Here is a 15,079-nt window from a genome sequence, read left to right as displayed (position 1 = left end):
AAGACGCGGTCGCCCGCGACATGGTGCTGGCGCATCACCGGCGACAGCCGGCCCTCCCAGCGGCGGTAGAGCTCGCAGAACCGGCTGTAGCCATACCTACTGAAGGTTGGACCCAGAATGAAATCGCAAAGATGGGGTGGGCGTGTGTTCTTGATTGCACGTTACAACTTCAAGTTGAGTTTAACTAATGGCCTGTTACCCTGACCCCGCCTCGGTTCGGCAGTAAACAAGTGAATAGGTTCTCGAAAGGAGCCTTTTGAACGAGTGGTTTATCTGGTGAGTAATGAGTAACTTTGGTTCGGTGAGTACCCGGGCCGGGGTGCAAGGACACATCTTCGCGGTGTGAAGGCGCCAATCCCCGCTGACGCTGGCACCTTTGCCTGCGCGCCTGCAGAGAAAGCCCGCCCGATCTGGCGGAGGCTCCTCGTCGAGCAGTGGTGCAAGCGACCGTCCGCAAAGGGCTGGGGGCCAGCCTCCGTCCTTATCCAGGACAGCTAGACGCCTTCTTCAACAGACTTGAACTGAACGGTCCATTTTGTTACATGTAACAAAAAGGAGGTGCAAAGGAGATGCCATGCCAACCTCTGTTTCCCAACGTGTCCAGAAGCGCCGCGATGCCTTGCGGGCCGCTGGCCTGCGTCCCGTTCAAATCTGGGTGCCGGACACTCGTCGCCCCGGTTTCGAAGCTGAATGTCGTCGTCAGGCGGGGCTTGTGGCCCAAGCGGATCGCGCCGACGACGCCTTGAAAGACTTCTTGGATCAAGCCCTGGTCGATGTGGACGGCTGGGAGTGAGGCGCGGTGAGCTTGTGACGGTCGCTCTCCAGGGCGAACACGGCAAGCCGCGTCCCGCACTTGTGATCCAATCCAATCGGTTCCCGGACACGGCCACGACCACCGTCCTTTTGGTCACATCCACACTGGTCGATGCGCCGCTGATCCGATTGACGGTCGAACCCTTGCCGGAAAACGGGCTGCGCGCCAGGTCGCAGATCATGATCGACAAGGCCATGACGGTTCGAACGGACAAGCTCGGAGGCGCTTTCGGCCAGATCGATGATACCGCCATGCTTGAAGTGAACAGGGCGCTGGCGCTGTTTCTGGGTGTGGCGGGGTAAGACACAGATAATGAACACTGGTGACCAGCTCTATACGCCCGCCATCAGTACATCTACCGCCCGGGTGATCTGATCACCTTGGTCTGCCACACTCCCAGTGCGGTTCAAGCTCGACCGTCGCACAGCCGCAATCAGCCGTGTCGCAAGGATCAGGTGCATGCCGTTGAGCTGGATTTCAGGATTCAGGTGCCGCACTGCAGGGTAGCCAGAGAGAAGCGGAATAACGACTACGGAAGTATCGGGCGGCAAAAGGTCGCTTTCGACAACGACCATGGAAACACCATTGTACTCCGCGACATCAAAGCGGGTCAGGGAGACCATGAAGTTCCGACGTGTGATGTGATGATATCGGCCAGCGGATGCCCATGGCGTTCGTGCCAATCCGATTGGGCCGCGAATGCACCTGTGTTCTCAGCAAGCCACCTCTTGCGTCGAGCTTCGGCGATGGCATTGATGAGTGCCGCCTCAGCCACTGAGGAGACGTTGATCTTAAGTTCCTTTGCAGCCTCAAGTGCCTCGATATCAAGTGTCAGGGAGGTCTTGCGCTTAGCCGACGCTGCCATACCAATCATACTCCACAATGATACCTTTAATTTATACCGACTTGCGACACGGCGCAAGCTTCACAGAACAGGAATCCCGAACCGGCCAACACGATTTGCGGACATGACGATATGCGCCAGAAGCCCTCACAGGGTCACTGAGTGCGATGATGGTGTTTTGGGTTACACATGGATACCAAAATAAGCGACAAGGCTACTCACGGAGCCACTGTGCGGCTCTCAGGCACATCCAGGATCGATAACCTGGTGGGATGCGCTCAAGACACAGACAAACCCGGATATCCCTTGCTTGGGTCAGCCTCTCCTGATGAACTCGAAGCAGAACCAGATTTGTGAGGCTTGATCAAACCCACTTCCAGAAAACTACTCTCTGGGTTGAGCGGCGTTGAACGGAATGAAGCCCGGAACAGTCGCATGATCAGGCAGTCCCGGTGTCTAGATCTCCGGCATTTCACCACTGACCAGACGCATCTATCGATAGAGAAAGAAGTTACACCCAAAGGTTGGGAAGACTTCCCCCAAGTTCTCCCGTTTTTTCAGAAGTTCTAAAAACGTTCTCGACCGTTTTCGAAAGTTTCAAAACGATCCTTCAGCCAAAAAGGCCGAAAAACGCTTAGGGTTCAGGGTGTCTTGAGGTGAGACAAAAAAGTGCTCAGGGACCAGGTCAAGGATGCGATCGGGTATCGGTCAGCCTCTACGACGGATGCCTGGACAGGTGTTTCGAGATGGGATCCAAAGACACAGGCCGAGTTCAAGAAGGCAGCCAAGAGGATCCTGGGGCACAAGGCGTATGCCAGGCTCAAGAAGTCTGAACAGGTTGTTCAGGACACGGTGTCCTATTTCAAGAGCACGATCATCGTGAGATCTGTCGTGGTGGCTTATGAGAACCTGGTGTCGAATGCTCTGCATCTGGCTGTGCGTGGGATCAACCCTGTGAAGGCCCTGACCGGCATGGTGAGCAAGTTCGTGGAGATCACGCAGTATGTGAAGAACCGCGAAGAGATCAACAAGCTCGAAATCGATATTGCCAGCAATTACAACCGGACAGCAGACAGGCTCAGAGCAGAGGCAAGGATCAAGGCTCTGAATGATGCCAATGACAAGCTGACCATCAAGCCCCTGATCGATGCCGGGGAGTTCAGCACGATCTCGGAGAACCTCACTGAAGCCGATGTCGAGATCCGTGAGGGTCGGTGGGCCGATTATCTGGAGAAGGCCACGGACAAGCTTCCTGGATGGGCTCAGACAGGTGTGAAGAATGCCCTGATCACCAAGGACACGGCTCTCTTTCAGGGCCTGAACAGGATGGTTCAGTACGGGGACTTCGTGGCCAAGGCGGTCTTGTATGATCACCTGACCCAAGAGAAGGGGGTTCAGAAGCAGGAAGCCATGGACGAGATCTTCGAGGAGTTCGTGCCCTATAACCGTCTGCCCGGTCGAGGGAGAGATACGTTGGAGAGCTTTGGTCTTCTTTGGTTCTTCAGCTACAAGCTCCGGATCCAGAAGATCGTGGCCAATAGTCTGAGAAACCGTCCCGTGTCTTCGCTGCTTTGGATGGGGGGTGTGGCGCCGACCTGACCTGCAGTTAGGACGCGCGCAAAGATAATTGAATCGGTTCGCTTGTCTTGATGTGCGGCGGTGTGACTCACCACTTTGGGATTCCTTGCCGGGGCTTCTGGCGTTACCGGTTGCTGCATGATCGATCGACAGGGGATTCAGCGGTGGTGGGAAGCGGACGGCTCGAAGCGTGACGAACGGGGCCGGCGCGTGTTTGCCGCGAGCGAGGCCCGCGCAGCGGGCCGCGGCGGTATCGCCGCGACGTCGGAGATCACGGGGATTGCCCGCTCGACGATCGGGCGTGGGCTGAAAGAGCTCGACATGCCATCGCCGCCGCACGGCCGGGTGCGCCGTGAAGGCGGCGGCCCCCGGCTGTTGACGGAGCGCGATCCGACCCTGCTTGCCGACCTTGAGCGCCTGGTTCAGCCGGCAACGTTGGGCGATCCGGAGCGGCCGCTGTTGTGGGTGTCGAAAAGCCTGGACAAGCTGGCGCACGCGCTTGGCGACATGGGCCATGCGATCAGCCCCAACAGCGTGCGCAAGCTGCTTGTCAGGCTCGGCTTTTCGCGCCAGGTCAACCGCAAGGCGGATGAGGGCGCGAAACATCCCGATCGCGACGCCCAGTTCGAGCACATCAACACCAGGGTGATCGCGGCACAGGCGGCGGGAGAGCCCGTCATATCGGTCGATACCAAGAAAAAGGAACTCGTGGGTGCCTTCAGGAACGGCGGCAGCGACTATCGCCCGCGGGGCGAGCCGCAGCGCGTGAAGGTGCACGACTTCGTCGACAAGGCGCTTGGCAAGGTCGTCCCCTACGGCGTCTATGATGTGGCCGCCAATGAGGGATGGGTCAGCGTCGGGATTACGGCTGACACGGCCGAGTTCGCGGTTCAGTCAATCCGCACCTGGCGCGAGCGTATGGGGCGCGCGCGCTATCCGAAAGCCCGTGCGTTGACGATTACCGCCGACTGCGGTGGCTCCAACGGAGCGCGCGTGCGGCTGTGGAAGACGGAATTGCAGAAACTCGCCGACGAGACCGGGCTCGTCGTCCACGTCCATCACTACCCGCCGGGCACATCGAAGTGGAACAGGATCGAGCACCGACTGTTCTGCCACATCACGCAAAACTGGCGCGGTCGTCCGCTCACAGATCGGCTCGCCGTGGTCGAACTGATCGGCGCGACAACGACCAGGACCGGGCTCAAGGTCGAGTGCGCGATCGACGACAGCACCTATGAGAAGGGCGTGAAGGTCTCCGATGCCGAGATGGCCAGCATCGACATCACCGGCGACCAATTCCATCCAGAATGGAATTACACAATCAAACCGCGGCAGTCACCGATAGCGTAGCGGTTATCCTTGCGGGTGTCCTTAGGGACTAGGGTGTCTTGAGGTCAAATCGTTACCGTATTGGAAGTTAGGTTTTAGGAGTGAAATTTCGGGCTTTAACACGCTTAGAACGAACCTTATCCGGTTAGCACGGGCATTATGGCGGAAGAGGAACCAAGATACCTCAAGGCCAAGGAAAGAAACGAGTGAGTTACCCGAGTTCATGTCACTTCATGTCGGTAGAACTCGGGGGAAGTCTGGGAAGACTGAATTACTATCTTATAGGTTGTATTTGATTGCACTCTTTTGCCCGCGCCGTAAGGTCGGGAAATTGTGCGATAAACACAGTCAAGGTTCAGGTAACTTTCATGCCGGCCCCGGCACCTTGCTCTAGCACCGCTGACGAAGCGTAACCTTACATTTCGGGGGATTTCTGCCGCCTCAGAGGTCCGGCCAGAGCTGTGCGTTACAAATACGCGATGTGTGATAAGTGTAGAAAACTGCATTATTCTATGTAATTTCAGTTGGTTAGATCTCATGAGATAAGGCTCATGTGCCTATTGCAAGAGTATGAGTAAGAGTATGCGGTGCTCGTTTTGTGCGTTTTGTTTGGTTATATAGCCCCATCCTCTTTGTCTTCTTTTCTTCTCTTCTTCATTCTTCGGGGCATTTTTCATTTTTGATATCAATAGCTTATGAGCGATAATATTACAAGTTGGGGGAGGTTGCCTTACGTTTGGGGGGATTATTTCTTACGTCTGGGGGGAAGTTTCCTTACCTTTCGGGGGATCTTTTTTGGGGCTGCTGGAAGTGTTGCATGTGCAAGCGCACGCTTGCACATGCCCTTACTCTTACATACCTTACGTGTAATGTAAGGCTCCGGAAATCGTGTTGTGACTGACAATCCCCCCATAAGTAATGTTTCCGACCGGCCCGGTCGGACACTAGAACTCACACCGGCTCCAGGCGAGATGCTCAAGCCAGCCGAACTGATAGACATTGATGGCGCTACCAGTCTCACCCTGGCGGCCCGGCGCTTGTATAATCAGTTGATCGGACACGCCTTCGGCCCTGAAATGGGCAAGGAAGGTCAGGAATGGACAATTCGAATTTCGGACCTGCGTGGCACCCACAAGGGTAACGAACGCCTCGAGGATAGCATCGTCGCCCTGATGAAGACGATTGTGACCGTGCGTCTCGCTAACGGCTCCACCCGTCGCGTGGCACTTCTGGGAGGCAACGACATGGGCGATCCCGAGCGCGCGCATGGCAGCCTCACATACTCTTTTGACAAGCGGCTGGTGCCGCTTCTGCGGGAAAGCTCGGTTTTCGGAAAGCTTGAACTGGCAGTGATGCATGCTTTCACTACCAAATACGGGCTGGCTCTCTATGAGGCGCTGGCCCGCCGGGTACGGCTCAAAAGCAAATTCTATGAGGACTTCGATCTCGCTGCATTTCGAGAGCTCCTCGGCGTACCGCCTGACAAACTGAAAACCTTTTCGAATTTAAAGCTCCGGGCAATCACTCCAGCGGTCGAAGAAATCAACGCAATTGCCTCTTTCGGTTGTCAAATTGAGCCCTTGAAGAGCGGTCGTAAGGTAACCCAGATCCGGGTGTACTGGTGGCGCAAGGAGGTCAATGAGTTGAAAAAAGCCTACGCAGAGTTGCAACGCCCCAAGGTAGGCCGCAAGGCACGGATCTCGGGCGATATCGAGCAGGTCGTCGACATCCCAAGCCTGTTTGATACCGAGATTTAGGGTTTCTAAAAATCTCCTGGGAGCACGGCATGCCGACAGTTGGAATGTCTTTGGTCCAAACGTGCTACATATACTATTCTAGTGTTTTCTGTCTGAGTGTTAGTTGTGTCAGATTGCCGAAATCCAAATCGGTATCGTCCTTCGCGGGGGCTAAGCCCAAGGAGGACGGGAGGGGGCCCCTCCCTGTATCCGTTGTCACCCCAAAGTGTACATCACGCCACCGTAGGTGAACTTGGACCCTTTCTTTCCTTTCAAATGCTTGATCACTGCCGATACATATTTCTCGCGGGCAGCAACCTCCAACTCCACGAGCTTGTCTTTATTATAATTCTTCAAGGTTCGATCCTGCTCGGCTTTCTTCATTTTTGTAAAGTTCTTTGGTTTCTCTTTAGCTGGAATATCGTCAAATGACTTGAGCGGTGTAAACTTGACGTCATTTTTTCTTGGCCAATTATTATTAATCTTTTTTACAAATCCCTCATAAAGCCCCTTCTGATTTTTGTTGTAGGTGGCATTTTCGTGCGGGTTCGGCGAGATCGGCCATTTCCAGCCTTTGTCCAATCCATCCCCCAACAGTTTCATAGACCTTGGCCCTCCACCGCCCCCACCGGGCCTATCCTCCGCCCAAGTATAGCTCGAGTCCGAAAAACTTCCCTTTATGTCAACCATTTGGAATACTCCTGTGTTCAGGTTTGGCGCGGCTACCGGTATGCGGGATTTCCCGGGCGGACGACCGCTTGCAATCAAGGTTGCCTAGTTTCGTCAGTATATCAATATGTTTGCTACGAAGCTCAGCCTGCGGCAGCCTTGATAGGTTACGATCCGCTCTCAGCAGTTTTCTTGAGTTGCTTGGCACCGTCGACGACGTAGTCGTGGGCCTGCTCGGTGTAGCCAACTGCGGCCACAACTTTATCAGCATGTGTGGGTAACGCGCCCACTCCATCATAGCCACCGCTTGACGCGGTTTCCAAGAGAGAGGTCACCATTCCGAGGCCCTTGATCGCACGCTTCCATTTGGCCACCGACTTCGGTCGTACATTCTTAAATTCCTCGAGCTTTACGGTCCATGTATCATAATCGTCCTCTAGCTCGGCGACGTGGTCGATACTGGATTGAACTGACGAACGCATTTGCGAGATTTCGTTCCGCATGTCCGAAACGTGTTTTTTCTTTTCGTTCTTTTTTCTCGTCATTCGGTCTATAATCGGCTTGCTGTCTTTAGGGTCGAAGCCGTGCTTTTGGAAGTTTTTAGGTAGGTCCTTGATATCTTCCTCTATTTCTTTAATACGATCTTCTGTCTTGTCGACATTTTTCTCTAGCTTCTCAATTTCCCTGCCGATCTGGATCGCGGCGTGCTTTGCCTTGTTTACCTTGCGGCGGTATTTATCCACGAGATCGGCAGTATGACTGATCGTCTTCGAATGGATTGACAGGAACGTGTCGAATGCGTACCCAACGAGTTCCTCTTCCTTCATCTCAGCCTTGGCCCCCTTCAGCGATTTGATGGCGTTGGGATCGCCGCTTGTAGCTTTCTTAGTTAGATCGGCGATCGCATCGGCTTTTGGCTGCAGGATCGCGACGTTCTTGGTGATCCGCTTCGCCAAACCTTCAACCCCGTCGTGGTGGTTTTTGTAATAGTCGACCGCCTTCTTGATTGACGCGGCCGAGTTTTTTATGAAAATCAAACCCAGGGGCGCCGTAATTCCAGCGAATGAAAAGACGAAAGCAAGAGGAATCGCAGCAATCGCAAGAGGCACCTTTATTGAGTGCTTGATAATCTGGCGTACTTTCTTTTTCTTGTGGTGCTTACCCTTTACGTAGTTCTGGATACTACGATCGACATAGGCTTCGATTTCGTCGTCGCCACGCTTCAGGGTTTCGCAGATGTCTTCGAAAGCGCGTTTGATAAGTGATTCCAAGGCCTCTTGCTTTTCCCGTTGGCTTTTGAATGTTTTGACCGTCATATTGTCGACTCTACTCTGCAGTAAGTCGATCCGCTTCTGCATCACCTTCTGACCGGCATCCATGACTGTCTTGGTTTTCTTATCTAGCATACGGTCAAGGATTGTTCGCTGCTCGGGTGACATCTTCTTGTCGCCACCCATGCTCGTCGTGACGGTGTGGGCGTTGGTCAATTGCCTCAGGTCCAGCCCCGTTGTCTTGGTGTCAAGGTTATTGATTATCTTGTGCCAATCCCACGAGTGCGTGTGCGGCTGCGCAGTCTTCTTCACGGTTGCCATGATGAACCTCTCTGTCCCGATCGTCTGGCCGTACAGGGGCTGAAAACCGACGTTCCCCAAGTTGTCTGCCGCTTGAAATCAGCATCGCCCGATCAGACCAACGGATCAAGTGTTCGCTATCCGGGCGCTGATCGCGCTCTCTGGAAAGCTCGGATAGGGGGATGTGCTCGTATCCTGCCGAACGCTTATAGACCGATGACCGGAATAGCCCCGTCGGACGGGTAGGCAGTGTTCTTACCCCTAACGGTTGTCGCACAACCCCGCAAGCGCGAGACGGTGCAGTCTGAGCGTGTCATCTAGTTCGCCCATTCCCGCGTTTCTCAAAGATTCTGCGGCAGAAACCAAGGAATGCCTTGTCGGGGTTGGCAGGCGCATCGAGACCACCATCGGCCATCCAGTCCCGCCATTCTTGTTCAAGGGCATAAATATCCCATCCCGGTGCAGCCTCACGGGCTTCCTGGTAGACTTCAGAACTCAAACAAATTGACCCGGACGCTGATGTTGTGAGAAGAGGTTTCTCTGTGTGGCGGTTCAGGAATACGACCATGTTATCATCCAGCCGTACAGCATAGTCCGGTATGTGATTATACGCTTCGTCCTGAGCAACAATATTACCAACAAGGCGCTTGAACTCACGAGAGGTCGAAGCAGAGCCGCACTTGTCCTGCAGAGCTAAAAGGCTGATCCTCCATTCTTTTTTCGATCCGCAGTGTTTGCGAGCTATCTCATAAATCCGGCGTTCTAAGGGCTTGCGAAGTCGAAAGTAATTTCGGTGCAACGTCAGGACTTCGTGGGCTTGAATAGCGTTGAATACCCAATCAGACAGTTGCACTTCAATTTCTTGCATACGCCCGTCACGGGTCTCGCGCACGATGCGTGCGCGGTCAATGATGCTGAAAATGTCCAGTTGTTCGACGTCGCCGGTCACGATGTTGGTTTCAATTTGTGTTCCCTGAAGGCGGATCAGGGCGCTTCGGAGTCCGCTGTATCCCCGTCCGTCAGATGGCCGGTTGGTTGCTTTCAATAGGTCAAACGCTTTCAAACGAACGATCTTCGAAACTTTCTGGCCTTTATTGATAGCCGACATGATTTGACTGATGCAGTAGATCAGCACGTCGCGGTCGTGGATGGTTGCAAGACCGTCTGAAGACGGTTTCACCTCAAGGTAGTTACGTCCCGTTCCATCCTCGTACCGCCGGACCCGATGGTCCGGTTTAGTCGAAAGTGAGAAAATCGGATGCGCCATGGAGGCCATATCGCCTTTGGGCGCTGCATCGAATATATCGCACACGAAAAAGTCGCCTTGTTCCTGCCGATCTGGCAGCAACGGAGAGCGGTCGCCATCTTTCGTGATTTCACACACCATGGCCAGATCTTCGTGATTTCACACACGCTGTCAAGCTCTTTCGTGATTTCACACACAGGTGTAGGCTTTCGTGTCTTTACACACACTTTTTCGTGTCTTTACACACAGATTATCGTGACTCTACACACACCGCAGTTTACAATGTAAAGCTCTATCAATAGCTTACAGACCGTTTTATGCAGTGTAACACATTATATAACACATATTTAACACACAGAACCTGTGGATAAGTTGCGTCATAGGCGAAGTGCCCTTCCGTCCTCCCTTGATAAGCCCTTCGGCTTCAGACCAGGGAAGATATCAAGGAAGAGCCGGTAGAACTCCGAGCGTGAAAACACCGAACTGTATTTGTCCATCTTGTATCTGAAGCGGCAGTGTCATTTTGTCAGACGGATACTGATCCCCAAGAAACTCAACGATGAGGTCGGCAACATCAGGATTTACATACCCCGCGCCCCGCAAGACAGCCAAAAGCTCACGCCAGTTCTGAACATCAACCACCAAACTTCCAGAAAGGACACCAGTGTCGGCTCGTTCCAACTGCCCTGTCATTCTGAGCTCCGACTCTCCCAAGCGCAGACCGCTTTCACGGATCAGGAGGGTTTCCAACCGTGGCATTCCCTGATTCAGCACTGAACGATCCCAGACGTCGGAAAACCCGAGTCCCAGGTTTGCGACGATCACCTCTATCATCTGATAGTCTGGAGGCAGATCCGATCCGATCTCAGAGAGGTCCAGATCTGTGGCTGCGAGGCTCAACTGATAAGGGTACGGTGCGTTGTCGCCTTGGTCAGCTTGCCTGGCATCCGGGAGGTCCCTTAGTTCCATCTGCAATGCCTTTAGGTCCAACTGCCAGTCACCAGCCTCGTCACTGCCCTGGTCGCCTTGGCCCCCCTGACCCTCATGAGTGAGCCTGGCCTCCTCCAGCTGGAGTTGAGCGCGTCCCAGAGGCAAGGCCAGGGCGGGGCGCAGAAACACGGCTATCTCTAAAAGGTTTGCTTCGAGATGCAGAGTTCCAAAACTCGTTTGCACCGTCTGCTCACCATCAAGGTCCAGGCGCACTGTCTGTGGCTGATAGCTTGGCGCATGAAGCTCCATTTCAGGCAGCGTCCAGGAAAACACCCCTGCCTGTCGAACCTCCAGGTCGGACATGTTGATTTGGAAATCTGTTGGGAAGCCACTGATGCGCGCTTCGGTATAGCTGCTGGAGACCGCGCCGTGCTCTTGGCCTTGCAGCTGGCCTTGCAGCACATCCGCAACACCCTGCTTGAGCGTATAGGCTGCGGCTCCCCAATAGGCCGACCATAAGAGCAAAGGAAGCGCGAGGATAATGAGCCAGCGCCGCATCATCTTTCCTTTCCAGTTGGATAGTATGGGTAGCTGCAGACGATGCTGCGATCAGTCGCGCAATGCCAGCTCCTGAACGCGGGCGACAGGCTGCCAGACGTATTCCAGAATGGTTCGTTTCCCAGACAGCACATCCACGGTCGCGGTCATGCCGGGAAGGAAGGTGACCTCCGTGCCGTCGTCCAGCGTGATACCACCTTCGATGGCGACATCGATCAGGTAGTGAGTCTCGCCGGTGTCTTGGTCCTGAACGGCATCCGGGCTGATACTTATAACCTTCCCGTCCACCGTGCCGTAGCGCGAAGATTCGTACGCTGAAAAGCGAATGCGCACTATATCATCCAATCTGATATCTGAAATATCGGCGGGCTTGATCCGCGCTTCTATGACCAGGTCATCTTCTGTTGGAACTAGTTCAACCACGACGTCGCCACGACTGATGTATCCTCCCGGCGTACGGTAATTCAACTGATTGACGATACCGGTGACCGGCGCTCGAATTACAGTGCGGCTCACTCGCTCCTTGAGCGCCGGGATGGCCTCCTCGATTTCGGAAAGCTCAGCAACCGCGCCCGAAAGCTCTTCCATACTGGTCAGTATGTACTCCTCTTTCCGATTTTGTATCTCGCTTTCAATCTCGGAAATAGCGGCGCGCGCACTGGCCTCGGAGGCGCGCGAGCTTGCTTGCGAGCCGCGTGCGCGCTCAAGCTCCCGGCGCAGTTCCAGAAGGCGCGTCTCCGGTGCGATGGCCTGTTGAACCATCGGCTCCATGATGCCGATTTCCTGGCTTAGAAGGTCTTGTGTATTGACCATCGTCTCGATGGAAGCCTGCGCATCCAATAGATCCTGTTCTCGCTGCAAACGACGCTGCTCCAGAACGGCCAGCGCACCTGCCAGTTCTGTCTGTCTTGCCCGAAAAAGGCTTTCTTCACTTGCAGCAACCGACGGAGCTCGAGCACGCAAATCGGCCGGAAACTCCAGCTCCTCCCCGGCGATTTCCGTGCGTAGTCTGATTTCCTTGATCTGAAGCCCCGCGCGACGCTGCAACATGCGGTTCAGCTCGCTACTGGCATCTACAGGATCGATCTCGAACAGAAGGTCATCTTTGGATACCACGGAGCCTTCTGAAACGTATCGACGCAAGATGACCCCGCCCTCGGCAGCCTGAACATTCTGGTTCTGCATGGCCGAGATCACCCGCCCTTCGCCCCGGGTGACATTATCGAGCTCCGTGTAATACGCCCAGACACCAATGGTCACGAGCAAGAGAATGATGATGAACATGACAATCGAATTGCGGGAACCTTCTCGCCCGGACATTTCTTTTGCTATTGTCTTGAAGTCTACAGCTGACATGTCTTCTCAAGCCTTATTTGCGTGTTGACTGGCTTTGCTGAAGCCGTTCCGGTGTCGTATCTGAGGCAATATCACCCTGATCGAACACCAGCACGCGCTCTACCAGCTTCAGCAGAGAATTACGGTGTGTCACGACAATGAGGGTACGGTTCTTGAGCCAGAACTTGAGGCGATCCAGAATCGAATTTTCGGTTGCCGTGTCCATCGAGCTCGTTGGCTCATCGAGGATCAGAAGGTTGGGTTCATGCAAGAGCGCACGTGCCAGGTTGATGGATTGGCGCTGCCCACCGGACAAGCCCTCCCCTTTTTCTTTGAGAGGAAGATCATACCCGCTTGGATGACCTGCAATGAAGTCGTCCACACCCGAAATCTTGGCGATGTTCAGGATATGCTGATCACTGTACTCGAAATATCCCATCTGGATGTTTTCGCGCAACGTGCCGGAAAACAGCCACGTTTCCTGCAGCATGACCCCGATATTGCGTCTGAGGTCGGATTTGTCGATCTGACGCTGATCGACCCCTTCGATCAGGACGCTGCCTTCGGTGGGTTCGATCAGGCCAGCGGCCAAGCGGGCAAAGGTGGATTTGCCTGACCCCATGCGTCCAACGAGGGCCACTTTCTGACCAGCGGGGATCTTGAGCGACAGATTGCGAATGATCGGGCTTTTGGAGCCAGGGAAGGTGTAAGAAACATTCTTGAACTCGATCTCGCCATTGAGCACCGGTCGGCTGAGACGCTGCTTGGTGGCGTCCTCGCCATCATCATCTTGCATCAACGCGTTGAGTGTCTTGTAAGCCTGTCGCGCACCGTTTGCGCGTGACAGGGCCGAGGCCAGTTGCGTCAGCGGTGCCAGGGTTCGTCCACTCAGGATCACCGCCGCGATCAGCGCGCCCATTGTCACTGTGCCTTCCTGGATCAGGAACACCCCGTAGAAGATGATCATGATCTGTGCCAGCTGCTGGATCGAAGCGGCAGAGTTGATGGCAAATTGTGACAGCAGCCGGTTCTTGAGGCCCAGCTCCGACTGTGAAGCGGCCGCTTCCTCGAAGCGTTTCCGCATCAGGCGGCCTGAGCCCGTGGCTTGGACTGTTTCCAAGCCATTCAGCGTTTCGACCAGCACGGCTTGCTTCGACATGCCGGTTTCCATCGATCCTGATGCAATACGCGCCAAGAGCGGCTGGATAATCACCCCGGTGATGATCACGAGAGGCACGGCCACCAAGGGAACAAGCGCTAGCGGCCCCGCAATCATTGAGATGACCCAGATGAAGAAGAAGATGAAGGGCAGGTCGACGACCGCCACAAGCGTCGCCGAGGTGAAAAACTCCCGCAGTGTTTCAAACTCACGCACGACACTGGCGAGGGCGCCGGATTTATTCTTGCGCTTGTCGAGATGCATGTTGAGCAGTTTATCGAAGATAAGCCGCGACATGCGTGCATCCGCGCGTTGGCCGGCCCGATCGATAAAATTACCTCTCAACGTCTTTATTATGAAATCGAAGCCCAAGGCCAGCAGGACCCCTACTGTCAGGGCTATCAAAGATTCAATCGCTTCGTTGGGCACAACACGGTCATAGACGACCATGATGAACAGCGAAGTTGACAGACCCAGGAAGTTCGAGACCGCAGCCGCAAGAAGAACCTGAGTGTAAAGCCATTTGCTTTGTTTGAACGACCCCCAGAACCAGTTGCTCTTGCTGGAATTGGATTTCAGCTCCGGTTTTTTGAGCGCCAGAATGACAAATTCCGCACACTGGTTGGTAAGCTCTTTCCGTGAAATCGTCTCTTCCGCGAAATTCTGGGTCGGCCAAACGACACGCAGATTGTCTGCGCCCTCGACGCGGGTAATGAGAAAAGCTTCTCCGAGCTTGGTGAAGGCGATCAGCGGGCAATGGCCCTGGGTGATCTCTTTCACCTTCAACTCGCCGGCACTGGCAACGAAGCCTGTGTTAACCAGCGCCGAGACGGCGTCTTTGGGATTGAACATATCCTGCGTCAGGTCCGGCAGGTCCCGGATGGCGGATATGCTGTAGTTCTGACCATTTTCGCGCAACAAATGCTGCACACTCAGCAACAGGGAGTGTTCGTTGTGCTGCTCCGGTGTTTTTGTTTCTTCCTGTGCGTCTTCGGGCTCGGGAAGCTCTGGAACGGGATGCACAGATTCTGATGCTGCCATACTGTCCTTATGATCCTCATCATTCATGGTATCTTCTGCCGCGGTTTTCGATGTCATGAGTTCTTGTGCCTTCCAGAGTATCCGAACACCTCTGCCAGCAACGTGCATTCATCCGTTTCAGGCTGTCTTCCAGATTGGTCGACTGCTGACGACATGCTCCCGTGAAGCATAAACTGACGGATATCAAGCTTGGGTGAGATCGACATCCCTTGTGGACGCGTCGTAACCCGCATCATCGCGTGTTTGCCTCGGGTTGTTGAAAGCTGTTT

General features: G+C 54.5%; 14 protein-coding genes. 6 read left to right on the top strand and 8 right to left on the bottom strand.

Translation table 11 applies throughout. The features are described 5' to 3' along the window. From V8324_RS15075 to V8324_RS15065, 3 genes are all read left to right on the top strand, one after another. Positions 1-188, top strand: a 188-nt coding sequence (locus tag V8324_RS15075; RefSeq protein ID WP_336420754.1) for a hypothetical protein, incomplete at its 5' end; no start/stop codon positions are given. Positions 189-574: 386 nt separating this feature from the next. Further along, positions 575-793, top strand: coding sequence for an antitoxin MazE family protein (locus V8324_RS15070; protein ID WP_336420753.1), 219 nt, complete (start codon positions 575-577; stop codon positions 791-793). Further along, positions 790-1,116, top strand: coding sequence for a type II toxin-antitoxin system PemK/MazF family toxin (locus tag V8324_RS15065; RefSeq protein ID WP_336420752.1), 327 nt, complete (start codon positions 790-792; stop codon positions 1,114-1,116). Before V8324_RS15070 ends, V8324_RS15065 begins: the two co-directional genes overlap by 4 nt. Before the next feature lie 30 nt (positions 1,117-1,146). Here V8324_RS15065 and V8324_RS15060 read toward each other — a convergent pair whose 3' ends face one another. Both V8324_RS15060 and V8324_RS15055 read right to left on the bottom strand, forming a co-directional pair. Then, entirely contained in the window at positions 1,147-1,437 is a 291-nt protein-coding gene (locus tag V8324_RS15060; RefSeq protein ID WP_336420751.1) for a CcdB family protein, read from the bottom strand. Next, complete coding sequence (locus V8324_RS15055; RefSeq protein WP_336420750.1) at positions 1,425-1,679, bottom strand: type II toxin-antitoxin system CcdA family antitoxin; 255 nt, start codon at positions 1,677-1,679, stop codon at positions 1,425-1,427. The genes V8324_RS15060 and V8324_RS15055 overlap by 13 nt, the downstream gene beginning before the upstream one ends. 648 nt (positions 1,680-2,327) lie before the next feature. Here V8324_RS15055 and V8324_RS15050 point away from each other — a divergent pair. The 3 genes from V8324_RS15050 (at position 2,328) to V8324_RS15040 (ending at position 6,322) form a co-directional block, all read left to right on the top strand. Continuing rightward, positions 2,328-3,257: a hypothetical protein gene (locus V8324_RS15050; RefSeq protein ID WP_336420749.1), complete on the top strand. Its 930-nt coding sequence runs from the start codon at positions 2,328-2,330 to the stop codon at positions 3,255-3,257. Between the two features lie 117 nt (positions 3,258-3,374). After that, on the top strand, positions 3,375-4,586 hold the full coding sequence (locus tag V8324_RS15045) for an ISAzo13 family transposase (protein WP_336420748.1): 1,212 nt from the start codon (positions 3,375-3,377) through the stop codon (positions 4,584-4,586). Positions 4,587-5,536: 950 nt separating this feature from the next. Then, positions 5,537-6,322 (top strand): replication initiation protein, encoded by a 786-nt coding sequence (locus V8324_RS15040; protein WP_336420747.1) that lies wholly within the window; start codon positions 5,537-5,539, stop codon positions 6,320-6,322. Between the two features lie 195 nt (positions 6,323-6,517). Here the strand turns inward: V8324_RS15040 and V8324_RS15035 are convergent, their stop codons facing one another. From V8324_RS15035 to V8324_RS15010, 6 genes are all read right to left on the bottom strand, one after another. Beyond that, positions 6,518-6,991 (bottom strand): hypothetical protein, encoded by a 474-nt coding sequence (locus V8324_RS15035; RefSeq protein WP_336420746.1) that lies wholly within the window; start codon positions 6,989-6,991, stop codon positions 6,518-6,520. Positions 6,992-7,137: 146 nt separating this feature from the next. Then, positions 7,138-8,562, bottom strand: coding sequence for a hypothetical protein (locus tag V8324_RS15030; protein WP_336420745.1), 1,425 nt, complete (start codon positions 8,560-8,562; stop codon positions 7,138-7,140). 292 nt (positions 8,563-8,854) lie between these two features. Continuing rightward, positions 8,855-9,928, bottom strand: a complete 1,074-nt coding sequence (locus tag V8324_RS15025; protein ID WP_336420744.1) for a replication initiator protein A — start codon at positions 9,926-9,928, stop codon at positions 8,855-8,857. Between the two features lie 300 nt (positions 9,929-10,228). Further along, positions 10,229-11,275, bottom strand: a complete 1,047-nt coding sequence (locus V8324_RS15020) for a DUF2125 domain-containing protein (protein WP_336420743.1) — start codon at positions 11,273-11,275, stop codon at positions 10,229-10,231. Between the two features lie 51 nt (positions 11,276-11,326). Further along, a complete protein-coding gene (locus V8324_RS15015) occupies positions 11,327-12,631 on the bottom strand; it encodes an HlyD family type I secretion periplasmic adaptor subunit (RefSeq protein ID WP_336420742.1) in 1,305 nt (434 codons plus the stop codon). 13 nt (positions 12,632-12,644) lie between these two features. Next, positions 12,645-14,867 carry a type I secretion system permease/ATPase gene (locus V8324_RS15010; RefSeq protein ID WP_336420741.1) on the bottom strand — a complete coding sequence of 741 codons (2,223 nt, stop codon included), beginning with the start codon at positions 14,865-14,867 and terminating at the stop codon, positions 12,645-12,647. Positions 14,868-15,079: the final 212 nt, after the last annotated feature.

Source organism: Roseovarius sp. D22-M7 (assembly GCF_037083785.1).
Lineage (GTDB): Bacteria > Pseudomonadota > Alphaproteobacteria > Rhodobacterales > Rhodobacteraceae > Roseovarius.
The sequence above is the reverse complement of the archived record's forward strand: the minus strand, read 5'-3'. Positions and strand labels throughout refer to the sequence as shown.